The following is a 22,870-nucleotide window of genomic DNA, read 5'->3' on the forward strand; positions in this document are numbered from 1 at the left end:
CATCTTCAAAAAATAGATAAGTCAGAATGCTCGTATATTTTCAGATGTCTAAAAGGAATCATAAAGACCTCCCATCATTAAATAGTCTTCGTCCTTTTCTTTTTCCAAAATATTTCTATCATTTGAGTCTATAAAAGTTGACCTTATTATAGATGAATCTCCATACTTATCTCTTATTTTATCTATAGTATTATCTAATACTCTTTGTTTATCTATTTTTTCATCATCAAATAAAGATTTTTGATATATAGTATTATCACTTAATTTAGTTACTCTAACTCCTAATAATCTTATAGGTTCCCTACGCCACATTTCATTAAAAATTACCTTTACTAACTTAAAAATTTCCTCAGTAGAATCTGTTGGTACTAATAGCTTTTTTTGATGCGAATAGTTTGTAAATACATTAGACTTTATTGATACAACTACAATTCCACATAAAGATTTATTTGCTCTAAGCCGCTTAGCTACACTTTCTGTAAGTGACAATAATACCTTTAAAGCTTCTTCTATGTTTAAAATATCTTTACTTGTAGTAGTTGAGTTCCCTATTCCTTTTACATCTACATAGTTATCACAATTTATAGGGGAACTATCTATTCCGTTGGCATATCCATAAATTACATTTGCATAGCTTTTAAATATATTTCTCAGAATGTTCAGATTATAATTTGCTAAATCTCCAATAGTGAATATATTTAGATCTGTAAGTTTTTTTTCAGCAGCCTTTCCAACCATGAATAAATCACCAACCTTAAGTGGCCACATCTTTGTTTTTACTTGTTCTTTAAATAATGTATGAATAGAATTCTTTTTTGAAAAATCACTAGCCATTTTAGCTAGTAATTTATTATTTCCTATTCCTATATTCACAGTAAACCCTAAATCTTTTTCTATTTTATTTTTAATCTCCTTAGCCTTATCCATGTAATCATACTTAAAATGACTTGCATCCATGAATACTTCATCTATTGAGTATCTTTCAATGAAAGCAGAATACGGCTTTAATAGTTCAAACATATCATTACTAAATTTTCTATATAATCTATGCTCTGGTGGGTAAACTTTTAATTGAGGACATTTCTTTAAGGCCGCTACAATAGGCTCTCCAGTTATTATATTGAATTTTTTAGCTGGAATTGATTTTGCTAAAACTACACCTCGCCTATCTTCTATACTTCCCCCTATTATGGAAGGAATTTTTCTTATATCTATTAAACTTTCTCCGCATCTCAATAAATTTATAGCTGTCCATGATAGAAATGCAGAATTAACATCTATATGAAATATTACTCTTTCTGCCTCTTTCTCCACAAATATCACATCCTAAAAATTAATTTACGCTTTTATTTTAACGAACAAATATTCGTTTGTAAAGATATAATTATAGCACTTATAGTTTATTTCTAATAAATATATTTTAGAGCTAACTTGAATAAATTTATAATTTATCATGATAAAAGTAGAATATATAATTCATTTTTATTAGCAATTCAAAAAAATAAAAAAAGATTCTGAATTAATTCAGAATCTTGGAGCTGGCAATAGGAATCGAACCTACAACCTGCTGATTACAAATCAGCTGCTCTACCGTTGAGCCATGCCAGCATAAATGGCGACCCAGAAGGGACTCGAACCCTCGACCTCCGGCGTGACAGGCCGGCACTCTAACCAACTGAGCCACTGGGCCACATTAAATTATGTGGTGGTCGCAACAGGGATCGAACCTGTGACCCCCTGCTTGTAAGGCAGGTGCTCTCCCAGCTGAGCTATGCGACCTAGTATGGTGACTCCTAGGGGAATCGAACCCCTGTTACCACCGTGAAAGGGTGGTGTCTTGACCGCTTGACCAAGGAGCCATATGTCATTTTACTTTTGTTTGCCGGGCCATCCGACATTTATTATAATACAAAAATTTTAAACCTTTGTCAACAAAATTTCAAAAATATTTTTTTTTATTTTTTTCTGCAAATTTTTATATGTAAAATATATTGTTTATTTCTATATTATAATTTAATCATAACCTTATATTTATAGTTTCAATATATAGTATAATTTTATATACTATAGTTAATATATTAATTAGTATGTTAAAAAATATATTTAAAGACTTGAGGTGATTTTATTTTGTATCATGACTTAATTATTGTTGGTGCTGGATCCTGTGGTATAGTCTCTGCAATTAAAGCAAGTGATTTAGGCATAGATGTAGCAATAATAGATGGTAGTGATAGAATAGGTAGAAAACTATTAACTACTGGTAACGGACGTTGTAACTTAACTAACGAGAATTTAACATTATCGAGATTTCATAGTGATAATGACAATTTCTTTAAAGATATTATTAATACTTATGATTTAGAATACACTCTTAATTTTTTTAAGTCTATAGGGATATATACATGTACATTAGAATCTGGGAAAATATACCCTTTATCTCTACAGGCTTCTTCCGTAATAGATATACTTAGAATGAATTTATCTGAGAGAAATATACCCACTTATATGGATGAAAAAGTTCTTAATATTACTAAAACAAAAAAAGGACTCTTTGAAGTCATTACTTCTTCTAATACATACACCTGTAAAAAAATTCTCTTATGTACTGGAGGAAAAAGTTATGTTAAAACTGGCTCTGATGGCTCTGGTTATAAATTAGCTAAAAATCTTGAACATGGTATAGTAAAATGTACTCCTGGTATAGTTCAGCTAAGGTTAAATTATGATAGACTTAAAGCTATTTCTGGAGTTAAATTTGAAAGTCACTGTAATATAGAGGTAGATGGTGAAGTTAAAAGGCAAGAGTTCGGTGAAATTTTATTCACCGATTATGGTATATCAGGACCTCCAATTCTGCAACTTAGTAGAATTGCATCTAAAGGAGTTTTAAATAAATCATTAGTTTATATAAATGTAAATTTACTAAATTCAGATTATGACCATATACTAGATTTCTTTGAAACACACTTTGCAGTATTTTCATATAGAAGTATCTCAGATAATCTAATAGGCATTATAAATAAAAAGCTTATTCCTATTATCTTAAAAGAATGCGGAATCACTGATATTCATATACCTACATATTCCGTAGAATATGAATATAGATATAGACTTTATAAACTTTTATGCGATTGGAAGTTTGAAGTTACTGATACTAACTCTTTTGAAAATGCTCAGGTTACTGTAGGGGGAATAGATACTAGGGAAGTAAATCCTATAACTTTGGAATCTAAATTAACTTCTGGCTTATACTTTGGTGGTGAAATACTGGACATCGATGGTGATTGTGGTGGGTTTAATCTACAATGGTGCTGGAGCTCGTCTAGCGCCGCTGTAAAGGGTATTTATGACTCTCTAAGGGGTAATGTTCCCAAATAAAATTGGCATAACTATATGTCCTTTAAAGTTATAATTAATAGAGAACAAAACTGATAAGAAATAAATTTATTTCTTATCAGTTTTTAAACTTTATATCATATAAAATTAGCTATATACCTATAGTTCTGCTATCCTCATAGTTTGGTCTCTCTTTGGTCCTACTGATATTATGGATATCTTAACACCAGTAAATTCTTCTATTCTCTTTAAGTATATCTTTGCATTTTGAGGAAGCTCTTCATATGCTCTAGAATCCTTTATGCTCTCATCCCATCCATCGAACTCCTCATACACAGGTTCACATTTTGCTAAATCTTCAAGGCTAGCTGGGAAGTAATCTATCACCTTTCCATCTAACTTATATCCTACACAAACTTTTATTTTATCAAGGCCTGCAAGTGTATCAATTTTTGTTATACCAAAACTAGTTAAACCAGAAACCCTAGCAGCACTTTTTAATATAACAAGATCAAGCCATCCACATCTTCTACTTCTTCCAGTAGTAACTCCATACTCAAACCCTTTTTCTCTTATCCAATCTCCAACTTCATTCTCTTGTTCTGTTGGGAAAGGCCCTTTTCCAACTCTAGTTGTATATCCTTTTACAATTCCTACAGCACTATCTATCATAGTTGGTCCTATACCAACACCTGTGCATATACCACCAGCTACTGTATTAGAAGATGTTACATAAGGATATGAACCAAAGTCTATATCAAGAAGTGTTCCTTGTGCTCCCTCAAATAATACGTTTTTATTAGCTTTTATACTATCAAATACTCTAACTGAAGCGTCATCTACATATGATTTTATTCTCTCACCATAAGCATTATATTTAACATAAATCTCTTCTAAATCTAGAGCTTCTCCACCATAAAGTTTAACTATTTGATCATTCTTTTCTGGTAGGTATTCTTCTAATTTAGCTCTTAAAACCTCTGGCTTAATAAGATCACAAACTCTTATTCCACATCTTTCAACTTTATCAGTATAACATGGACCTATACCTTTTTTAGTAGTTCCTATGTCATTCTTTCCTCGTGATTCTTCTTTAAGAGCATCCAATATCTTATGATAAGGCATTATGACCTGAGCTCTATCACTTATAATTAATCTCTTAGGAGTTATATTTTCTCCTAATCCTTTTAAATAATCCATTTCTTTAAATAAAGCCTCTGGATCTACAACAACTCCGTTACCTATTACATTAAGTTTATCTTCATAAAGTATTCCTGATGGAATTAAGTGTAGTTTATATTCCTTCTCTCCTACTACTACAGTATGACCTGCATTATTTCCTCCCTGGAATCTAACAACTACATCTGCACTTTCTGCAAGATAGTCAGTCATTTTACCTTTTCCTTCATCTCCCCATTGAGCTCCTAATACTACAAATGATGACATACTTTTCCTCACTTTCTTTTACTTTATTAGTAAAACTTATTATAAATTAAAATAGCTCACTGTACTTATCATTTAATATTCTAGCAACATAAACTCCGCTAGCAGATGCTTGCGATAGTGAATGTGTAACTCCAGAGCCATCTCCTAATACGTAAAGGCTTTTAACTTTTGTTTCTAAATTATTATCCACTTCTATATTTGAATTGTAGAATTTAACTTCTACACCATATAACAATGTATCTTCATTAGCCGCTCCCGGCGCTATATTATCTAAAGCATATATCATCTCTATTATGGCATCTAATTGACGCTTAGGTATAACTAGGCTTAAATCTCCTGGTGTAGCTTTTAATGTTGGAATAGTAAAACTCTTATTCATTCTATGATCATTTGTTCTTCTACCTTGTACTAAATCACCAAATCTTTGAACTAATACTCCACCACCTAACATATTGCTAAGCCTTGCTATGGATTCACCATATTCATTACTATTCTTAAATGGTTCTGTAAAATTATTAGTAACTAATAATGCAAAGTTTGTATTTTCTGTATGAAGTTCTGGATTAGAATAACTATGACCATTTACTGTAACTATCCCATTGGTATTTTCACTAACTACCTCACCATGTGGGTTCATACAAAATGTTCTAACTAAATCTCCATATTTCTTAGTTCTGTATACAACTTTACTTTCATATACTTTTTCTGTTATATGTTCAAATACAGCTGCAGGTAGTTCCACTCTAACCCCTATATCAACTCTGTTACTTCTACTCTCTATTCCAAGCTTAGTACAAACCTTAGCTATCCATTTAGACCCTGATCTTCCTGTTGCAACTATTATATCCTTACATCTAAACTCTTCGTCATTAGTTTTTACAATAAATTCTTCACCTTGTTTTCCTATATCTATAACTTCTGTATTAAATTTCATTTCTATATTATCTTTTATTTTATTATATATATTACCTAGTATTTTCACATTTCTATCAGTACCAAGATGTCTAACTTTAGCATCTAAAAGATGTAGGTCATGTTTAAGTGCCTCAGTTTTTAACGTGCTATCAGCAGTTGAATAAAGCTTTGCATCACTTCCACCATGATCGCATAATACCTTATCTACATAATACATAAGATCTAGAGCTTGTTGTCTACCTACATACTTATATAAATCTCCACCAAAGTTATTAGTTATATTATACTTACCATCTGAAAGACTTCCAGCACCACCGTAGCCATTCATGATATCACAAGATTTACAATGGACACAAGACTTTACCTTTATCCCATCTATAGGACATTTTCTTTTTTCTAGCCTATTCCCTTTTTCTATCATTAGTACCTTAGCCTTTGAACCTAATACAGTTAACTCATAAGCGGCGAAAACCCCACTAGCTCCTGCACCAACAATTATAATATCATAATTTTTATACATGTTAATCACCCCATAAATATCTTAACAAAGAGGAATAGTATTTTCAACAAAAATACGAATGTTTTTTTGATGTTTCGAAAAATCCTTCGTCAAATTATTTCTTTAACAGTTTATTTTTCCCAACATTTATTTATCTTATTCTTCTTTAGAATATTTAACTTCATTTATCATAATAAATATAAATTAAACTTTATATTTATTATGATAAATGGCTTTATAACGTATTTTAAATGAGTTTATCTTTCTAATTAATAACTTCTTATTATTAAATACTTTTATGCCCAATATATTTATCTTTAATAAATTTACTATAATATAAAATACAAGTATAAAAAGTGTAATATATCCCTCTAGAATATATTACACTTTTATATTTATATTATTCGTAATCATATGAATGATTTATATATACTTACTCCATCTAAACTATATACCTTTTCAGAGAATTCCCCTGGATTTAAATCTTTAGTAGCTTTACGCATATCATACATTCTAGCATCTAATACGTCTAAGTGATGTAACATTTCTGCTTCAGGTATCATCGGCTTCTTAGGACTTCCATACTCTGGTTCATAGTGATGTGTTAATATCATGTGTTGCAACAACATAACTATTTCTTTATCTGCATTAACTTCCATAGCTGCAGTTTCAATTAAACTAATACCTTGTATTATATGTCCCAATAATTGACCCTCTGTACTATACTTAGATACAATTCCTAATTCACTAGATTCCATCTCCATGATTTTAGCTATATCATGGAGAATTATTCCTGAATACAGTAAATCCTTGTTTAAATAATTGTATATATCTAATAACTTTTCTGCAGCCTTTAGCATAGTTGTTATATGATATAGAAGACCACCTTTAATTGCATGATGATTAGATTTTGCCGCTGGATAATGCATTAGCTTATAACTTAACTTACTTATAATATTCTCAGTGATTCTTTTTATATCTTTATTTTCTATTTTTTCTATATAATCTAATAGAGTTTCAAACATATCTTCAGATTTATAAGGAGCAACTAGTATAAATTCATCTATATTAATATTATCTTCTACTGTAGAAGGCCTGATTTTCTCTACTTTTAACTGCAGCTTTCCTCTATATTCATTAACTACAGCTCTTACTTTTACAAGCATATTATCTTTTATTAAAGCTTCAATATTTTCATTACACTCCCATAGCTTTGCATTGATTTCTCCAGTTGAATCTATTAACATAAGATCTAAATATTTATTAGTAGTACTATTGTTAGTTATTTTGCACTCCGCATTCTTTACTAAGAAGAAATTTTCAATTCTATCCCCTTTATTAAACTCACCAATTTTTTTATTTTCCATAACTGTTCTCCTTAAATTTTACTTAATGTACTATATAAGATGAATATTATCAAATTTATCAAAATTATTCAACAATACCTAAAAAAAGATATGTTTTACCACATCTTTTTAATTTTGCTCTATAGCATGTTTTCTTTTAATAATTTTACCATCTTCATCTGTAAAGCTATTTATTATTATAGATACTAAATCTACTATAATCCATATACCAAAGCCACCTAGTGTAAGTAGCATCAATATTGCAGTACCTGCCTTTCCGACATAAAATCTATGAAAACCTATAAACCCTAAAAGTATACAAAATACTAAGGTTGCTCCCCAGCTTTTTTTACTATAGCCTTCACATTTAGATTTTAATGTAAAACCTTTGCTTTTTTCCTTCACATCTTCTTTAGGTTTAATCTCTATTACTTCTTCACTTAGATTATTGCTATCCATTGTATTTTCCATAATATCCTTATTATCTATGCTTACAATATCATCTTCATATTCTTCTGTTATAGTAATATCATCTAATTCCAAATACTTTTGAAAACCTACCTCATTCTCATTATCAAGCTCAATATTTATTAATTTATTATTCTTTATTTCATTTACCATGAGTAATCTCACCTCACATAAAGTATATCTAATATATCTTTATGTAATAGGGCTTCAGTATATGCAATAATTATAAATGATATAGATTTATAATTATTTCTGTTTTTTTAAAATCTAATACTACTTAAAATTAATCTTGATGTACTAAATCTAAATTACCAAATTTACTATACTTACCTATCCATGCTAAATTTACAGTTCCAACTTCACCATTTCTATGTTTAGCTAGTATACATTCAGCTAAGTTCTCATCCTCTTTTTCCTTACTATAGTAATACTCTCTATATAAAAACATAACTATATCTGCATCCTGCTCTATAGAACCGGATTCTCTTAAATCTGATAGCATAGGACGGTGATCTGCTCTTTGTTCCGGTGCACGAGATAGCTGAGATAAAGCAATTACTGGACACTTCATTTCTTTTGCTAAAGCTTTTATACTCCTTGATATTTCTGATACTTCCTGTTGTCTGTTGTCAGGGTTACTTCCTGACATTAACTGAAGATAGTCTATAATGATTAGATCTATTCCGTGCTCTATTTTAAGTCTTCTACATTTAGATCTCATCTCCATAATAGAAATACCTGCAGTATCATCTATATATATTCCAGCAGATGCAAGTGGACCTGAAGCCCTCGCTATATTTTCCCAATCCCTATCATCTAAGTCACCATTTCTAAGCTTTACCATATCTACATTAGATTCTGCACAAAGGAGCTTATAGGCTAACTGCTCCTTACTCATTTCTAATGAAAATATAGCTACCTTCCTTCCATCCCTTATAGCTGCATTTTGAGCTATATTAAGACAAAATGTAGTCTTTCCCATAGATGGCCTTGCGGCTATAAGTATCATATCTCCACTCTGAAAACCTGATGTTTTTGTATCTAAATCTTTAAATCCACTAGCTATTCCGTTTACTTGACCTTTATTATTGAAAATCTTTTCTATTTCTAAGAATCCTCTTTCAAGTACAGTACTCATGGATTCAAAATCACTAGTACTTCTTTTTTCTGATATATTAAATATATTTTTTTCTGCCAAGTCTATTACTGATTCCACATCATCCTGTTTATTATAACTATTTTCAATTATTTCTGTTGAGCTTCTTATTAGCCTCCTAAGAGTTGATTTGTCTTCAACAATTTTTATGTATGAAGATAGATTAGCTGTAGATGGTACAGAAGTACTTATCTCCATAATATAAGTTACTCCTCCAGCTTGCTCAAGTGTATCATTAGATTTTAGATAGTCTACCAAAGTTATCATATCTACAGGTATATCTTTATTATATAAATCTCTTATAGCCTTAAAAATAGTCTTATGAGCATCTTTATAGAAATCTTCAGCTGAAAGAACTTCAGTGGCCTGTGCAATAGCATTTCTATCTATCAGCATAGATCCTACTACTGATTGCTCAGCTTCTATATTTTGTGGCATTGTTCTAAGTGAGTCACTCATATTATTACCTCCTGCAATATATTAAAAGAAAACTCCTATATGCACTCTTAAGGAATAAATATTGCTTTCTAAATTATTTAATAGAAAACTCTCCTTCTTCATTATAATAGAGTTCTTGAAAAATCCAAATAGTTATTTTTAATATTAAATTATTGACTTTAATCTTCATTAAATAAAATTAAAACCCTGCATAAGTATATTACAGGGTTTTAATAATTTCATTCTCTAGAATACTATTTCTAAAAGTTCTTCTATTGTTGATACAGCTGTAACTTCTATATTCTCGATATTAGCTGGAACATCCTTTAAATTATCTTTCGGAATTATTACCTGCCTTATACCCTTTCTTTTTGCTCCATATATTTTTTCAAATACTCCACCTACTGGTTTTACTTTACCTCTTATTGATATTTCACCAGTAATAGCAATATCCTGTCTTAATGGTTTATTTAAAAGGGTACTTATAATACATGTTGTTATAGCTGCACCTGCTGATGGACCATCAATTTTTCCACCACCAATTACATTTACATGAATATCATAGTCTTTAATTTCCTTATCCGTAACCTTCCTTATTACAGAAGCTGCATTAAATACAGAATCCTTAGCCATAGAACCAGCAGTATCATTAAACCTAATAGTTCCCTTACCTTTTTCTTTAGCTTCAAAAGCTGCACATTCTATTTCTATAGTTGAACCTAAGAATCCAGATACTCCAAGACCAAAAATCTGACCAACTTCTTTAGAATTCAAATCAGTAATATCTTCATATGGTCTTAATCTATTATTAGATGCTACTTCATTAAAGTCAGAAATAGTTATAACTACATTTTCCCTATCTTCATTATTTAACAATACATAACCATATACGTCCGCAAGTATATTTACAGCTTTTCTACCTTCTATAGTATATCTGCTTATTTCCTTTGCTAAACCATCTTCTAATTTAATATTTAACTTTTTAGCTGCATTTAATACAACTTTTTCTATATCTATAGAAGATAGTGGTTCAAAATAGACTTCTGTACATCTTGATCTTAAAGCTGGGTTAATTTCGTTAGGTTCTCTAGTAGTAGCTCCTATTAGAACAAAATCTGCTGGAGCTCCCTTTTCAAATAAATATTTAATATATTTAGGCGTACTTTCATCATCTGGATCATAATAAGATGATGAAAATTCAACTCTTTTATCCTCTAGAACCTTTAATAATTTATTTTGAAGAGTATAATCTAACTCTCCTATTTCATCTATAAACAGAACTCCACCGTGTGCTTCTGTAACTAATCCAGTCTTTGGTTCTGGAGTGCCACTTTCAGCTAGATCTCTCTTTGAACCTTGATATATAGGGTCGTGTACTGAACCTAATAGTGGATTTGATATTTCTCTTGGATCCCATCTTAAAGTTGTCCCATCTACCTCTACGAATTTTGCATCTTTATTATATGGAGTATGATTTAACTTCTTAACTTCTTCAAGGGCAATTCTAGCTGCTGTAGTCTTACCTACCCCTGGTGGTCCATATAAAATTATATGCTGTGGGTATGGAGATGCCATCTTCGATATCAAAGATTTAATAGCTCTCTCTTGTCCAATTATTTCTGAAAAGCTTTCAGGTCTAAGCATACTCATAATATTTTGAGTTAAATGTTTCTCATCTAGGCATTCTAATTCTGCATATTTTTTTAGTGTTTTACTATTTTCTGGGCCTCTTTGCTTCTTTATAATTCCTAGTCTTACTTCATCTATATACTTTTCCTGCTTGTCTATAATCTGCTTTTCTACTTCTGCATCTAATTTGTTTTGTACATATCTTTTAGCTAAAAGCTCACTTATTTCTAAGCTAGTTTCTTTTAAAACTTGTTCTACATTACTTTCAGTTGGTGGAATATTAATTCCTTTTCCATTAGTAACTATCTTATTTATAGCGTAAAGCTTTCTATACATATCTTTACTATTTAAGTGTTTTTGAACCTTAAATTTTACTGATCTACCTCTGATTGTTCCTTCATCTAAAAGCTTGTACATAACTTCGCATAAAACTTCTATTTCTACTTCCATAGTTAGTTCTTCTTCTAAACTAAAATTATTTAATTGATCAACTGAATTTATATTCAAAATTATTAGCATAGAAAGATTTTTTACTCCTTCTATGCTTTCCTCCCCTCGGTTTTTAGAATCTATTGCTGCTCTTTTATAACTACCTTTATTTTAGTTGATATCTCAGGATATAGTTTTACTTCTACATCATATGATCCCATTGTCTTAATAGTGTTAACTACTATTTTTTTCTTATCTACTGTTATATTTAATTGCTTCTCCATTTCCTGAGAAATATCTTTTGTTGTTATAGCTCCAAATAATCTTCCATTATCCCCTGACTTAGCATAAATAACTACTTCTTTATCCTTTAGCTCATTAGCAACTTTTTGAGCTTCTTCTATTTCAGCTAATTTTTTCTTTCTATCAGCTTCATTTTTTTTATTTAAGATATGCATGTTAACATCATTTGCTTCCTGTGCTAGTTTTTTAGGAAATAAAAAATTCCTTGCATATCCATCAGATGCATTAACAACCTCACCTTTTTTTCCAACTGATTTTACGTCTTGTAATAAAATAACTTTCATTATTATTCATCCTTCCTTAAGTATTTTTCTATAGCATCATTTAATAATTCTTCTGCTTGCTCTTGTGTGATATCTTTAATTCTAGCTGCAGCCATTGTTAAATGTCCTCCACCACCTAAATATTCTAGTATTACTTGAACATTTATCTCACCTAAGGATCTTCCACTTATATAAGTGTCCTCTTCTATTTTAGCAATAACAAAGGAGGCTTGAATACCTGTAATATTTAGCAATTCATCCGCGGCTTGCGCAGGTAATACAGAATTTGATATTTCTGGTGGACATTTAGCTACAGCTATTTTATCTTTTACTTTTGCAGTTTTTATTATATCAGCTCTTGTTATATAAACATTTAGAGGTTCACTAAATATTCTTTTTACATTTACAGTGTCAGCACCTAATCTTCGTAAAAAGGCTGCCGCTTCAAAGGTTCTTACCCCAGTTTTAAAGCAGAAATTTTTGGTATCTAAACATATTCCCGCTAATAGAGCCACTGCTTCTATCTCTCTTAGTTTTGGTTTTTCAACCATATATTGAATTAATTCTGTTATTAATTCAGATGTTGATGATGCATAAGTTTCCACATAACTTAATATTGCACCTTGTATAAAATCTTTTGTTTTCCTATGGTGATCTATAATTACTATTCTACTAAAAGAATTTACTACTTCCATAGAAAGTACATAACTTTTATTATGAACATCAACTAATATTAATAAACTTTTATCATTTTTTATATTTTTAGCTGTGCTTATATTTATAAATGTATCTTTATAGTTTTCATCCTCATCTAACCTGTCTAACATATATTGTACAGCATCATGAGGTTCATCCATAACTATATAGCACTCTTTATTTAAAGAACGTATTGTACTATACATACCTATTGCTGCACCCAGACAATCCATGTCTGGATTATGATGACCCATTATGATTACATTGCTGCTTTCATTTATAAGTTCTAAAAGTGCATGCCCAATTACTCTAGCTCTAACCTTAGTTCTTTTTTCAACTTCCTTAGTCTTTCCACCGTAAAAAGATATCTTTTCAAAGCTCTTGACTACACATTGATCTCCACCTCTACCAAGGGCTAAATCCTTTGCTATGGTTGCAAATTCATTATTCTGAGCTGGAGTCTCTCCTCCTCTACCTACCCCTATACTTAATGTTACTGTAAGTTTATTTCCACTACTTACTTCTCTAATTGTATCTAATATATCAAACTTCTTATTCATCTCAAATTCTATATTAATATCTTTAGTTGTTAATACATATTTGTTCGATGAATATTTTCTTATTAGAGCTTGAAGGCTATTTGCATAATTATTTATAGTTCTATCTATGTCAGCTATAAGTTGAGGCCTTAACCCTTCTTCTGTGGTTTTAATAACATCATCAAGATTATCTACTTCGATAAGCATTACACTTTCTTTGGTTTCATTAATTTGTTTTAATAAATCAATACTGTCTGTAATATCATCAAAACAAACTCTTATAAGTTTATTGTCATCACTAATATCATGATTTTCAATAACTCCTAAATAAATATCATAGTTTCTATTCATAAATGTTATATCTTTATATTCAGACTTTTTTCCTTCTAATACTAATTTTATGTTTAGTTCCTTTATTATTTCTTTTATATTTTTTCCAATTATATCATTATTTTCTAAATGTGATGCTATACTTTCATTATACCATATTATTTCTCCACTCTCTGACAAGAACATAGTTGGAAAAGGTACCTTAGAAAAAGCTGTAGACTTAATAGAGTTAATTTTATATGTTATGTTTTCAATATTACCGTTAATTTTTTCCTTACCATCATTATAGGAAATGGTATATAGCACAAGAGCTATATATATTAAAAGAATTACATTAGAAAGAATTAATTTACCTGATATAAAAAATACTATAAATAATATAATTACTATAAGTATACATATTTTATTTTTTATGAAGTTAGATAATATTTCTTTAAAATTTTCTTTATTCATATATTACGCCTTTCTGATTCTATATGGATCTAATTTTCTAAAGTCTAACATCATTTCTATAAAACCTATTATCCCAAAAACTATAGGTGATCCTATCATAAATAAAAGGACTAACAAAAGTATTCTTGTACCTTTAGGCATTCCAATCTTCTTAATTAAAAAATAATCAGTTGCTGCTATTCCATTAATAGATAACACAATAATTGTTAACATCATAGTAGAGTTATACAAAAATAGGCCCCATGTAACTCCCTTGCTTCCTATTATTGCACCTATACTAATAATAGCAATTAATGCAGCTCCAACTAAATTAGATATATAAAATTCTGAAAACCTCAATGATTTTATTTCCGTATATTTAAATATCCTAAATATAACTTGTGTAAATAATATGGTTGCATATGCTTGTATAAATCCAGTTATAAATATTGTTGTTGGTATGAGCATAGCTAAAAATTCTACTGTAAATATAGATGAAATTTGATCAAGTATTTGTAACTGTGCTCCGCTTATTCCTTTACTAATATATATATCTTTAGTTTGATTTATATATTCATTGAACATATCTATGTATGTCTTCAATTCATTATTTATAAACTGAAATATACTTATATTACTAACAAGCACACTAGTTAACCATACTTCAACTATCGTAGATACAATACATGCTATAATCAATGCTATTAATGTATTATATGTTTTCTTTCCATTTTTTAAGCAATAGCCTAAAACCGTACCTACTATCCAATAAGATATCCCTGAAATTATAGCTAAAATTGGATTCAGTAACATGGAAATTATTATGGTACTTACCACTATAGCTCCTATAGAATATTTTATTCCATTTCTATAATAAATAAGAGCTACTATGATTGGTAACACTATTAGACCTATTACATATAAAAATGGAATAGTTGACGCTGCAATATTTATTATAGCTATAAGAGCTGCCATCAATGCAGCTTCTGTTAAACCTTTTGTATTAATCTTTTGTTCCATAACATCCTCCCCTTAATTTCTTTCTCTTATATGATCATAAAGCTTACTCAACTCTTTACCATTTTTCTCAAGAGGATCCCCTTCTACTATCCCAACTTTTAATTTTTTCTTCATAGTTTCATCAATTGCCAAATGAGAATATCCTAACTTTTCTGCTAAAATATATAATATTATTACCGCCCCTGATATACAATCTAATATTGCATCTTGTGCTACATTACTGCCTCTACTTAATAATTTAAAGAAATCACCTACAATACAAACTAATTCTGCCTTCAGTCCTTCTATCACTTTTATATTGGACATAATATTAAACTCTTCCCGTCTCATAAGAATCATCCTTTCTTTAGGCTATAAGTCTATTGTAAAATTTTTTTAATATTAATGCAACTAATTATAGATATATTTACCTTTATTTCACAGTTATATGCAGTTAAAACAAAAAACTAGTGAATGACAATGATTCACTAGTTTTATATCAATTATATGTTTGTTTAACCAAATTAATTATTACTATTCAGTTGTGAATGGTAATAATGCTATGTTTCTAGCTCTTTTAATAGCTACAGTTAGCATTCTTTGGTGCTTAGCGCAGTTTCCAGAAATTCTTCTTGGTAATATTTTACCTTTTTCTGTAACGTACTTTCTTAATTTATTGATATCTTTATAATCTATAGCGGTTGCTTTATCCATACAGAAAGCACATACTTTTCTCTTAGTTCTTTTTCTGTTTCCGCCTCTTCTTCTATCACTTTTATCATTTCTATCATTTCTATCATTTCTATCATAAGCCATTGCACTTACCTCCTTACCTAATTATTAAAATGGCATATCCTCACCATCATCAATTGGAGTCATATCTCCGCCACCAAAATAATCTGATGGTATTGATGAATTATTATGAGAAACAGCTCCAGTATTCATTTCTGATGTTTTATTGCCGCCCCATTCAAGGAAACTTACTTCATCAGCTACTACTTCAGTAACATATCTTCTTCCACCGTCTTTAGCTTCATAAGAACGAGTTTCAATTCTACCAGCTACACTTAAAAGTTTACCTTTACTCATGTAGTTTGCAGTACTTTCAGCTTGTTTACCCCATACTACTACAGGTATAAAATCCGCATCAGGTTGACCTTCCTTCTTAAATCTTCTATTGACTGCAATTGTAAATGTGGCTACAGCTGTACCTGTACCTGGAGTAAATTTTAACTCTGGGTCTTTGGTTAATCTTCCGATTAAAACAACCTTATTCATTAACTACCACCTACTTGCTTTCTGGATTGATTATAATATGTCTTATAACACCATCTGTAATTCTGAATACTCTGTCTAATTCTTTAGGTAATTCAGCATCAGCTTTAAAGTTGATTAATGTGTATACACCTTCGTTAACTTTTGCGATTTCGTAAGCTAGCTTTCTTCTACCCCAAACGTCAACACTTTCAACTTCTCCACCATTGTTTTCTATTACACCTTTGAATTTTTCAACGTTAGCTTTAACAGCCTCCTCGTCTAATGATGGGTGTAATATGAATATAGTTTCATATGATCTCATTAGTTTCACCTCCTCCCCCCGGACTAACGGCTGTGATTTTCACAGCAGGGATTACATCATCAAATTATATCATAGTACATCTATTAAGTCAATATTATTATTTTAACTTTCCTCAGCTTTAATAACTTTCTTTATACTCTTTTCAAATTTACTTCTAGGAATCATAACAATTCTATCACATCCTGTGCATCTAATTTTTATATCTGCACCCACTCTAATTACTTCCCATTTATTACTACCACATGGATGTGTTTTTTTAGTTTCTACAATATCATTTAAATCAAATTCTTTCATATATCTCTCCTATATATCATTGTTTCCAATTCGCAACATCTGTAAACTATATTATTTTAACATTATTATAATTAATTATTTTATATTGTACTAGTCAATATTTATCTCTACTAGCTTATTATCTTTAAAATGATAAATAGCTTTATATTCCATCTTCTTATCTTTTATCATTTCCTTTAAGTTATCTATAATATCTATATCAGTCTTTAAACTTATGCCACAACTTTTAGTTATATATGTTGGGGTTGGCATCATAGTAACTTTAATCTTCTCATTAACACAAACTGATTCTGCCTTCATAGCTTCATGGGTATTATTAAAAGTTACAATTAAAAATTCCTTCATTCCTTATATCTCCTAGCATTAATTATTATAGTTTTATTGTTCTTCCTTTGTTCATCATTTCAATTATTGCATACATATTAGTAATTTCTCCAACTTCAAGATTATCCTTTAATCCATAGAAGTCTAAACAAAGACCACAACTTTGTACATTTACACATCTTTCTTTTAATCTCTTTATACTATCAAGAGTAAGCGCTCCTTCAACTACTAGTTTTACTCCAGCATTTAAAAATAGTAAATTATCAGGTACGACTTCTGCTTCAGAAAGTGCAAATAAATAACTCTTCATAAGAGCTACCCCTAATTCATCATCTCCATTTCCTAATTTATCTGATCCTATAACAATAGTAAATATCTCTTCTCTACTTGTATCATTTTCCAATTTTAACTCTTCTGCTTTTGCTTTACCCTTTGTAATTGTTATATAAAATAGATTACCTTCTTTTTCTTCTACTTCATAGGTAAATCCATTTCCTCTCACAAATTTAACTACGTTATTTTTTGCAACCTCATTATCTACAATAGTTACTCCAACTCCACTTTCTAAGTTATCGAAATATTTCTTTGTATTTACTACTGGAATTGGACAATTTAGACCCTTACAATCAATTATATTATTAACATTTTTCATAGTTGTTTTCCCCCTATTAAAATTATTATCATTTTATATATGATTACTATTTATTAACTATTATCTCCAAATAAATATATCAATATAATGTTGTATATATTTATTATAATGTTGTATGATTGTGTTGTAATAAGTTATTTAAGTTAACTTTTTATATATAAGTCTAAATAAATAAAATTTATTTATATTTTCTAATATAATCCATTATTTTAAATAAATTCAGTATAAAAACTTTATTAAAACTTATGTATATTAAATTAATTATATCAAATGTATAGAATATATCATATTTAAATTTATAATATATAAACTCTATTTATTATATATTTCTATATTATAAATTTAAACTAGGAGGTAATATTATGCAAGTTTATGTAGATAATGCTGCTACATCTTTTCCGAAACCAGATTCTGTTTATAATGATATTCTTAATTATATGAGGAATATAGGTGGTAATCCTGGAAGAGGTGCATCTACATCATCATTAAAAGGAAATAAAGTAATATTTCAATGTAGAAATGCTTTATGCGAATTTTTTAATTTCAACGACACTAAAAATGTAATATTCACATCTAATATTACTATGTCTTTAAATATTTTAATTAAAGGTGTAATTAAACCTGGTTGGCATGTTATAACATCTTCTATGGATCATAACAGTACTCTTAGAACTTTAAATGAACTAAAATCTAAAGGTATAATTGAACTAGATATAATTCAATGTAATAAGTTAGGCGAAATTGATATAGAAGATTTTAAAAGTAAAATCAAAGATAATACTAAACTCGTAACCCTATCTCATGGTTCTAATATAATTGGTACTATTCAGCCCTTAGCTACTATTGGGGAAATATGCAAGGATAATAATATATTTTTTATTATTGATAGTGCTCAAACTGCTGGTGTTCTTGATTTAGATTTTCAAAAATTAAATTGTAATGCATTAGCCTTTACTGGACATAAGAGTCTGTTAGGGCCTCAAGGTATAGGCGGATTTATTATAGATGATTTAATGAATGATGTTTGCTCTTCCTTAATAGTTGGTGGTACAGGAAGTGTTTCTTCTGATATAATTCAGCCTAATTTTTTACCTGATAAGTTTGAAAGTGGTACTATTAATGCTCCTGGTATAGCTGGTCTCCTTGCTGGAATAAATTTTATTAAAAGTGAAGGATTATCTGCAATTAAAGAGCACGAAGATTATCTAACACAAAAATTTATTGATGGTATATTAAATATTCCTACTATGAAGGTCTATGGACATCTAAATACTGAAAATCGAACTTCAACTATATCTATAAATTCATCTAGAATAGATAATAATGAACTTGGATTTATTCTTGACTCTGAATATAATATTATAACTAGAACAGGACTTCATTGCGCTCCTTTAGCTCATAAAACTATAGGAACTTACCCTAATGGAACTTTAAGATTTAGTTTTGGATATTTTAATGATGAAAAAGATATATCTTATATTTTATCTTGCATAAATTTAATTATCAAAAGGTCATAATCATTTAATAATACATGTATTAAATTCCGCTTTATGGTAATACTTTCTAATATAGGAGGGTATTGCTTATGGTAAAAAAGATTATTTTCGATGCTTTATCTGATAATTGTATATATGATATAAGAGAAGTTCTTTCACAAGAATTAACTAAGGTTATTAAAGATGATAGAGATATTGTTATTTTATGTGTAGGTACAGATAGATCTACTGGTGATAGTTTAGGTCCAATTGTAGGTGATAAACTTAAATTTTTAGTTAGAGATAAAGTATCCATATACGGTAATTTAGAGAATCCTGTACATGCAAAAAATATTTCTGAAACCAATGATCTAATACTTAAAAATCATGATAATCCATATATTATAGCCATAGATGCATCTTTAGGGAGCCTTCAAAATGTAGGAAAGATTATAATAGAATCTAAACCACTTTGCCCTGGAGCTGCTCTCAATAAAAATTTACCTCCTGTTGGAGATTTAAGTATTGTTGGTATTGTTAATATATCAGGCTCATTAGAATTTATGGTGCTTCAAAACACTAGACTATATATAGTAATGAAATTAGCTGAAATAATTTCCTCTGGAATATACCATTCTATATTAAAAACTATAGGTGGTCGAAAATCTTCCTTCAAGATTAATGATAAAGACATTCTTAATGTTTTAGATGCAGACTAATTTTATTAAAAAGAGATAATAAGTGTTTCACGTGAAACATTTATTATCTCTTTTTGATATATAATAATCAACCTTAAAAAATACAAGTTAAATTTAATCCATTTAATACTTAATTAAATACATATATAAACTCAAAATATAATAGAATAACTTTACATTGCAATATATAATTCTTATATAATTATCTAATATGACTTATTCTTATAATCAAATTTGTTTTATGTGCATTATTGCTTTGACATATAAAATTTATAAGTTATTAATCTTCTTAACTTATTCCCTATTAAACTGTATACGTATAAACTTTTCTTTATAACTTTCTATATATTTTATCTAAAAAATATATATGAGATAATAAACTCAATAAATATTTATAAATAACTATATACCTTTCTACCCAAATGGTAAACTACTACTCTAAACTCTATCCTAACTTTTTAAAATTAACTATATAACCACATTAATGTATAATAATGTGGTTATTATTCATAATTTTATTGTCATTCAAAGTGGTTTCATTACAACTATTACTTTACCATGAACCTATGGTTATGAGCTATATTCTTTTATAAGCCAGTGTTGTACTTAAAATAATGATTTACTTATACATTATTAATTAAAATTACCTCAAATGCATTGTTAATATTCTTTGTTTTATCCATAATCTAAGGGATAACTCCTTCTTGAGTTTCAAAGACTATATAACTATTTAAAATTTAAAATAGTTATATAGTTAAATAGTTCTCTTTATAACATTTTAAAATTTTAAAATGTTATAATTTGAAAATGTTACATATTTAATTACTTATATATCTATTTTAGAAACTTTATTATCTTCCTATAATTAATTCAAGTAATATTCTTCAGAAAATCCTATCTTTACTTATTGAAATAAGCTAGTGTTTAATTTAAATTATATTATGTATATACTATATTAAGTTTCCACACTCAATCAAATATATTATTTCAAATGACTTTAACCGTAGCGTTAAAGTTATTTGAGTAATTATTACTTTAATATATATTAGTTTTACTTTTAGTTACATAGTAAAGTATATTGAGGTTTAGAGATTATCCTACTATTTCTATATACCAATACATCAATTTTAAAATATTTAAATTGCTACAAATGCAATTTATATAACATAAACACATAAAAAGTAAATGAATCATTATATAGTAATTCATTTACTTTAATACATTTATTCTTTATTAGTATTTATAGCTTGATGAAGCACCTTATTTTCTTCTTCAGACAAGTCGTATCTAGATATTCCATTATCGATAGGTTTTGCATATGTAATACTTTCATTTCTTGAATAAATACTAGTTATTATTACCCCATTATTATTTCCATCTAAAAGAGCAATGGAATAACTTAAATCACTTCCTACATCTTCGAAAGCTTTATATCTTTGCATTGCCACTTTTTGAACACAAGATGTAACTATATTAGATGTTTTATTACATATACCTTTAACTTCATTTGTCACTTCTTCTATATTACTAATTTTGTCTAATGAGTTTACTAATAATTCTTCTAAGTTTTTACTATTAGTTCCCTTCATCATTTTTCTATATTTATCGTTCATCTTGCTTGTAGATATCGATGATGATATTACTACAATAATTAGTATAAATACTAATATAATTAATCCTATAGTTATAAATATATTATATTGATTAAGAAACTCTACAATTTGTATCAAAAGCATTCATCCTTTCTAAAAATGTTTCACGTGAAACATTATATATTTAAAATATCTATTATTCTTTGCAAATCTTCTTGGGAGTAATATTCTATTTCTATCTTTCCTTTATTCTTTGAATTATTACTAATACTTACCTTTGTATTAAAATGATTTTCTAATTTTGATTTTATATCCTTATAATATATATTATCTTCTACTTTTTTAGTTTCTTTTCTATCATTACTCTTATAGTAATTTCTTACTAATAATTCTGTTTGCCTAACATTTAAATTTTCATCAATAACTTTTTGAGCTACTACATATTGATCATCTTTATTTTCTAAAGATAATATTGACCTACCGTGACCTTCTGAGAGTACACCTTCAATCAAATATCCTTGTATTCTTTCATCTAAATTTAGTAATCTTAAGGAATTGGCTATAGTACTTCTAGATTTTGAGACCTGCTTGCTTATCTCTTCCTGAGTTAAGTTAAAATCATTTAGTAATTTTTTATATGCTGTCGCTTCTTCTATAGGATTTAAATCTTCTCTAATTATATTTTCAATTAAAGAAATTTGCACAACTTCTACATCTGACAAATCTTTAATGATTACTGGTACTTCTTTTAGGTTTAATAATTTCGCTGCTCTCCATCTACGTTCACCGGCAATTATTACATAAATCTTCTCTTCTTTTCTAACTACAATAGGTTGTATTATTCCATGTTCCTTAATAGAATTAGCTAACTCCATTAATTTCTCATTATCAAAATGTTTTCTTGGTTGATCTTTATTAGGCTTAATTAGATTTATATCTATATTTATAACTTGTCCATTGTTACTATCTTGAAAATCATTTTCTGGAATTAATGATGATAAGCCTTTTCCTAAAGCCCCTGTTTTCTTCATG

Annotated in this window: 22 protein-coding genes and 4 tRNA genes; 3 read left to right on the forward strand and 23 right to left on the reverse strand. The window is 28.7% G+C overall.

Translation table 11 applies throughout. The annotated features are described in order from the left end of the window. Positions 1 to 48: 48 nt before the first annotated feature. From B3W71_RS04600 to B3W71_RS04620, 5 genes are all read right to left on the reverse strand, one after another. The gene (locus B3W71_RS04600; RefSeq protein ID WP_346887770.1) at positions 49 to 1,314 is read right to left on the reverse strand and encodes a DNA polymerase IV; all 1,266 of its coding nucleotides are present in this window, start codon (positions 1,312 to 1,314) and stop codon (positions 49 to 51) included. Between the two features lie 219 nt (positions 1,315 to 1,533). After that, a tRNA-Thr gene (locus B3W71_RS04605) sits at positions 1,534 to 1,608 on the reverse strand. 5 nt (positions 1,609 to 1,613) lie between these two features. Next, positions 1,614 to 1,690, reverse strand: a tRNA-Asp gene (locus tag B3W71_RS04610). A gap of 13 nt (positions 1,691 to 1,703) precedes the next feature. Beyond that, positions 1,704 to 1,779, reverse strand: a tRNA-Val gene (locus B3W71_RS04615). 5 nt (positions 1,780 to 1,784) lie between these two features. Then, a tRNA-Glu gene (locus B3W71_RS04620) sits at positions 1,785 to 1,859 on the reverse strand. A 268-nt stretch (positions 1,860 to 2,127) separates the two neighbouring features. On the opposite strand from B3W71_RS04620, the gene B3W71_RS04625 reads away from it, so the two are divergent. Further along, entirely contained in the window at positions 2,128 to 3,378 is a 1,251-nt protein-coding gene (locus B3W71_RS04625; protein ID WP_346887771.1) for an NAD(P)/FAD-dependent oxidoreductase, read from the forward strand. A 117-nt stretch (positions 3,379 to 3,495) separates the two neighbouring features. Here B3W71_RS04625 and B3W71_RS04630 read toward each other — a convergent pair whose 3' ends face one another. The 16 genes from B3W71_RS04630 to yedF form a co-directional block, all read right to left on the reverse strand. Then, complete coding sequence (locus B3W71_RS04630; protein ID WP_346887772.1) at positions 3,496 to 4,782, reverse strand: adenylosuccinate synthase; 1,287 nt, start codon at positions 4,780 to 4,782, stop codon at positions 3,496 to 3,498. A 46-nt stretch (positions 4,783 to 4,828) separates the two neighbouring features. Then, positions 4,829 to 6,217 carry an NAD(P)/FAD-dependent oxidoreductase gene (locus B3W71_RS04635; protein ID WP_346887773.1) on the reverse strand — a complete coding sequence of 463 codons (1,389 nt, stop codon included), beginning with the start codon at positions 6,215 to 6,217 and terminating at the stop codon, positions 4,829 to 4,831. A gap of 389 nt (positions 6,218 to 6,606) precedes the next feature. Next, complete coding sequence (locus tag B3W71_RS04640; protein ID WP_346887774.1) at positions 6,607 to 7,563, reverse strand: 3'-5' exoribonuclease YhaM family protein; 957 nt, start codon at positions 7,561 to 7,563, stop codon at positions 6,607 to 6,609. Between the two features lie 108 nt (positions 7,564 to 7,671). Then, positions 7,672 to 8,163 carry a TM2 domain-containing protein gene (locus B3W71_RS04645; protein ID WP_346887775.1) on the reverse strand — a complete coding sequence of 164 codons (492 nt, stop codon included), beginning with the start codon at positions 8,161 to 8,163 and terminating at the stop codon, positions 7,672 to 7,674. A gap of 130 nt (positions 8,164 to 8,293) precedes the next feature. Further along, the gene (locus tag B3W71_RS04650) at positions 8,294 to 9,625 is read right to left on the reverse strand and encodes a replicative DNA helicase (RefSeq protein ID WP_346887776.1); all 1,332 of its coding nucleotides are present in this window, start codon (positions 9,623 to 9,625) and stop codon (positions 8,294 to 8,296) included. Between the two features lie 225 nt (positions 9,626 to 9,850). Further along, the gene (gene lonC, locus B3W71_RS04655) at positions 9,851 to 11,752 is read right to left on the reverse strand and encodes a Lon family ATP-dependent protease (RefSeq protein ID WP_346887777.1); all 1,902 of its coding nucleotides are present in this window, start codon (positions 11,750 to 11,752) and stop codon (positions 9,851 to 9,853) included. 50 nt (positions 11,753 to 11,802) lie between these two features. Beyond that, positions 11,803 to 12,249 carry a 50S ribosomal protein L9 gene (rplI, locus tag B3W71_RS04660; protein WP_346887778.1) on the reverse strand — a complete coding sequence of 149 codons (447 nt, stop codon included), beginning with the start codon at positions 12,247 to 12,249 and terminating at the stop codon, positions 11,803 to 11,805. Between the two features lie 2 nt (positions 12,250 to 12,251). Further along, positions 12,252 to 14,246, reverse strand: a complete 1,995-nt coding sequence (locus B3W71_RS04665; protein WP_346887779.1) for a DHH family phosphoesterase — start codon at positions 14,244 to 14,246, stop codon at positions 12,252 to 12,254. Between the two features lie 3 nt (positions 14,247 to 14,249). Further along, positions 14,250 to 15,245 (reverse strand): DUF2232 domain-containing protein, encoded by a 996-nt coding sequence (locus tag B3W71_RS04670; protein WP_346887780.1) that lies wholly within the window; start codon positions 15,243 to 15,245, stop codon positions 14,250 to 14,252. Positions 15,246 to 15,257: 12 nt separating this feature from the next. Further along, positions 15,258 to 15,575, reverse strand: coding sequence for a MazG-like family protein (locus tag B3W71_RS04675; protein WP_346887781.1), 318 nt, complete (start codon positions 15,573 to 15,575; stop codon positions 15,258 to 15,260). 183 nt (positions 15,576 to 15,758) lie between these two features. Next, the gene (rpsR, locus tag B3W71_RS04680) at positions 15,759 to 16,040 is read right to left on the reverse strand and encodes a 30S ribosomal protein S18 (protein ID WP_346887782.1); all 282 of its coding nucleotides are present in this window, start codon (positions 16,038 to 16,040) and stop codon (positions 15,759 to 15,761) included. A 24-nt stretch (positions 16,041 to 16,064) separates the two neighbouring features. Further along, positions 16,065 to 16,502, reverse strand: a complete 438-nt coding sequence (locus tag B3W71_RS04685) for a single-stranded DNA-binding protein (protein ID WP_346887783.1) — start codon at positions 16,500 to 16,502, stop codon at positions 16,065 to 16,067. A 10-nt stretch (positions 16,503 to 16,512) separates the two neighbouring features. After that, positions 16,513 to 16,803 (reverse strand): 30S ribosomal protein S6, encoded by a 291-nt coding sequence (gene rpsF, locus B3W71_RS04690; protein WP_147521931.1) that lies wholly within the window; start codon positions 16,801 to 16,803, stop codon positions 16,513 to 16,515. 102 nt (positions 16,804 to 16,905) lie between these two features. Beyond that, on the reverse strand, positions 16,906 to 17,097 hold the full coding sequence (locus tag B3W71_RS04695) for a DUF951 domain-containing protein (RefSeq protein WP_346887784.1): 192 nt from the start codon (positions 17,095 to 17,097) through the stop codon (positions 16,906 to 16,908). Between the two features lie 90 nt (positions 17,098 to 17,187). Then, positions 17,188 to 17,442, reverse strand: coding sequence for a DUF3343 domain-containing protein (locus tag B3W71_RS04700; RefSeq protein ID WP_346887785.1), 255 nt, complete (start codon positions 17,440 to 17,442; stop codon positions 17,188 to 17,190). Positions 17,443 to 17,467: 25 nt separating this feature from the next. Next, positions 17,468 to 18,073 carry a sulfurtransferase-like selenium metabolism protein YedF gene (gene yedF, locus B3W71_RS04705; protein ID WP_346887786.1) on the reverse strand — a complete coding sequence of 202 codons (606 nt, stop codon included), beginning with the start codon at positions 18,071 to 18,073 and terminating at the stop codon, positions 17,468 to 17,470. A 362-nt stretch (positions 18,074 to 18,435) separates the two neighbouring features. Here yedF and B3W71_RS04710 point away from each other — a divergent pair, with 362 nt between their 5' ends. Then, positions 18,436 to 19,590: an aminotransferase class V-fold PLP-dependent enzyme gene (locus B3W71_RS04710; RefSeq protein WP_346887787.1), complete on the forward strand. Its 1,155-nt coding sequence runs from the start codon at positions 18,436 to 18,438 to the stop codon at positions 19,588 to 19,590. A 68-nt stretch (positions 19,591 to 19,658) separates the two neighbouring features. Continuing rightward, positions 19,659 to 20,267 carry a spore protease YyaC gene (gene yyaC / locus B3W71_RS04715; protein ID WP_346887788.1) on the forward strand — a complete coding sequence of 203 codons (609 nt, stop codon included), beginning with the start codon at positions 19,659 to 19,661 and terminating at the stop codon, positions 20,265 to 20,267. A gap of 1,202 nt (positions 20,268 to 21,469) precedes the next feature. On the opposite strand, the gene B3W71_RS04720 is transcribed toward yyaC, so the two are convergent. Together B3W71_RS04720 and B3W71_RS04725 are read right to left on the reverse strand one after the other, a co-directional pair. Continuing rightward, positions 21,470 to 21,976, reverse strand: a complete 507-nt coding sequence (locus tag B3W71_RS04720; RefSeq protein WP_346887789.1) for a DUF4446 family protein — start codon at positions 21,974 to 21,976, stop codon at positions 21,470 to 21,472. A 38-nt stretch (positions 21,977 to 22,014) separates the two neighbouring features. Further along, positions 22,015 to 22,869 carry a ParB/RepB/Spo0J family partition protein gene (locus B3W71_RS04725; RefSeq protein WP_346887790.1) on the reverse strand — a complete coding sequence of 285 codons (855 nt, stop codon included), beginning with the start codon at positions 22,867 to 22,869 and terminating at the stop codon, positions 22,015 to 22,017. Position 22,870: the final 1 nt, after the last annotated feature.

Source organism: Clostridium sp. UBA1056 (assembly GCA_002316385.1).
Classification (GTDB): domain Bacteria; phylum Bacillota; class Clostridia; order Clostridiales; family Clostridiaceae; genus Clostridium_J.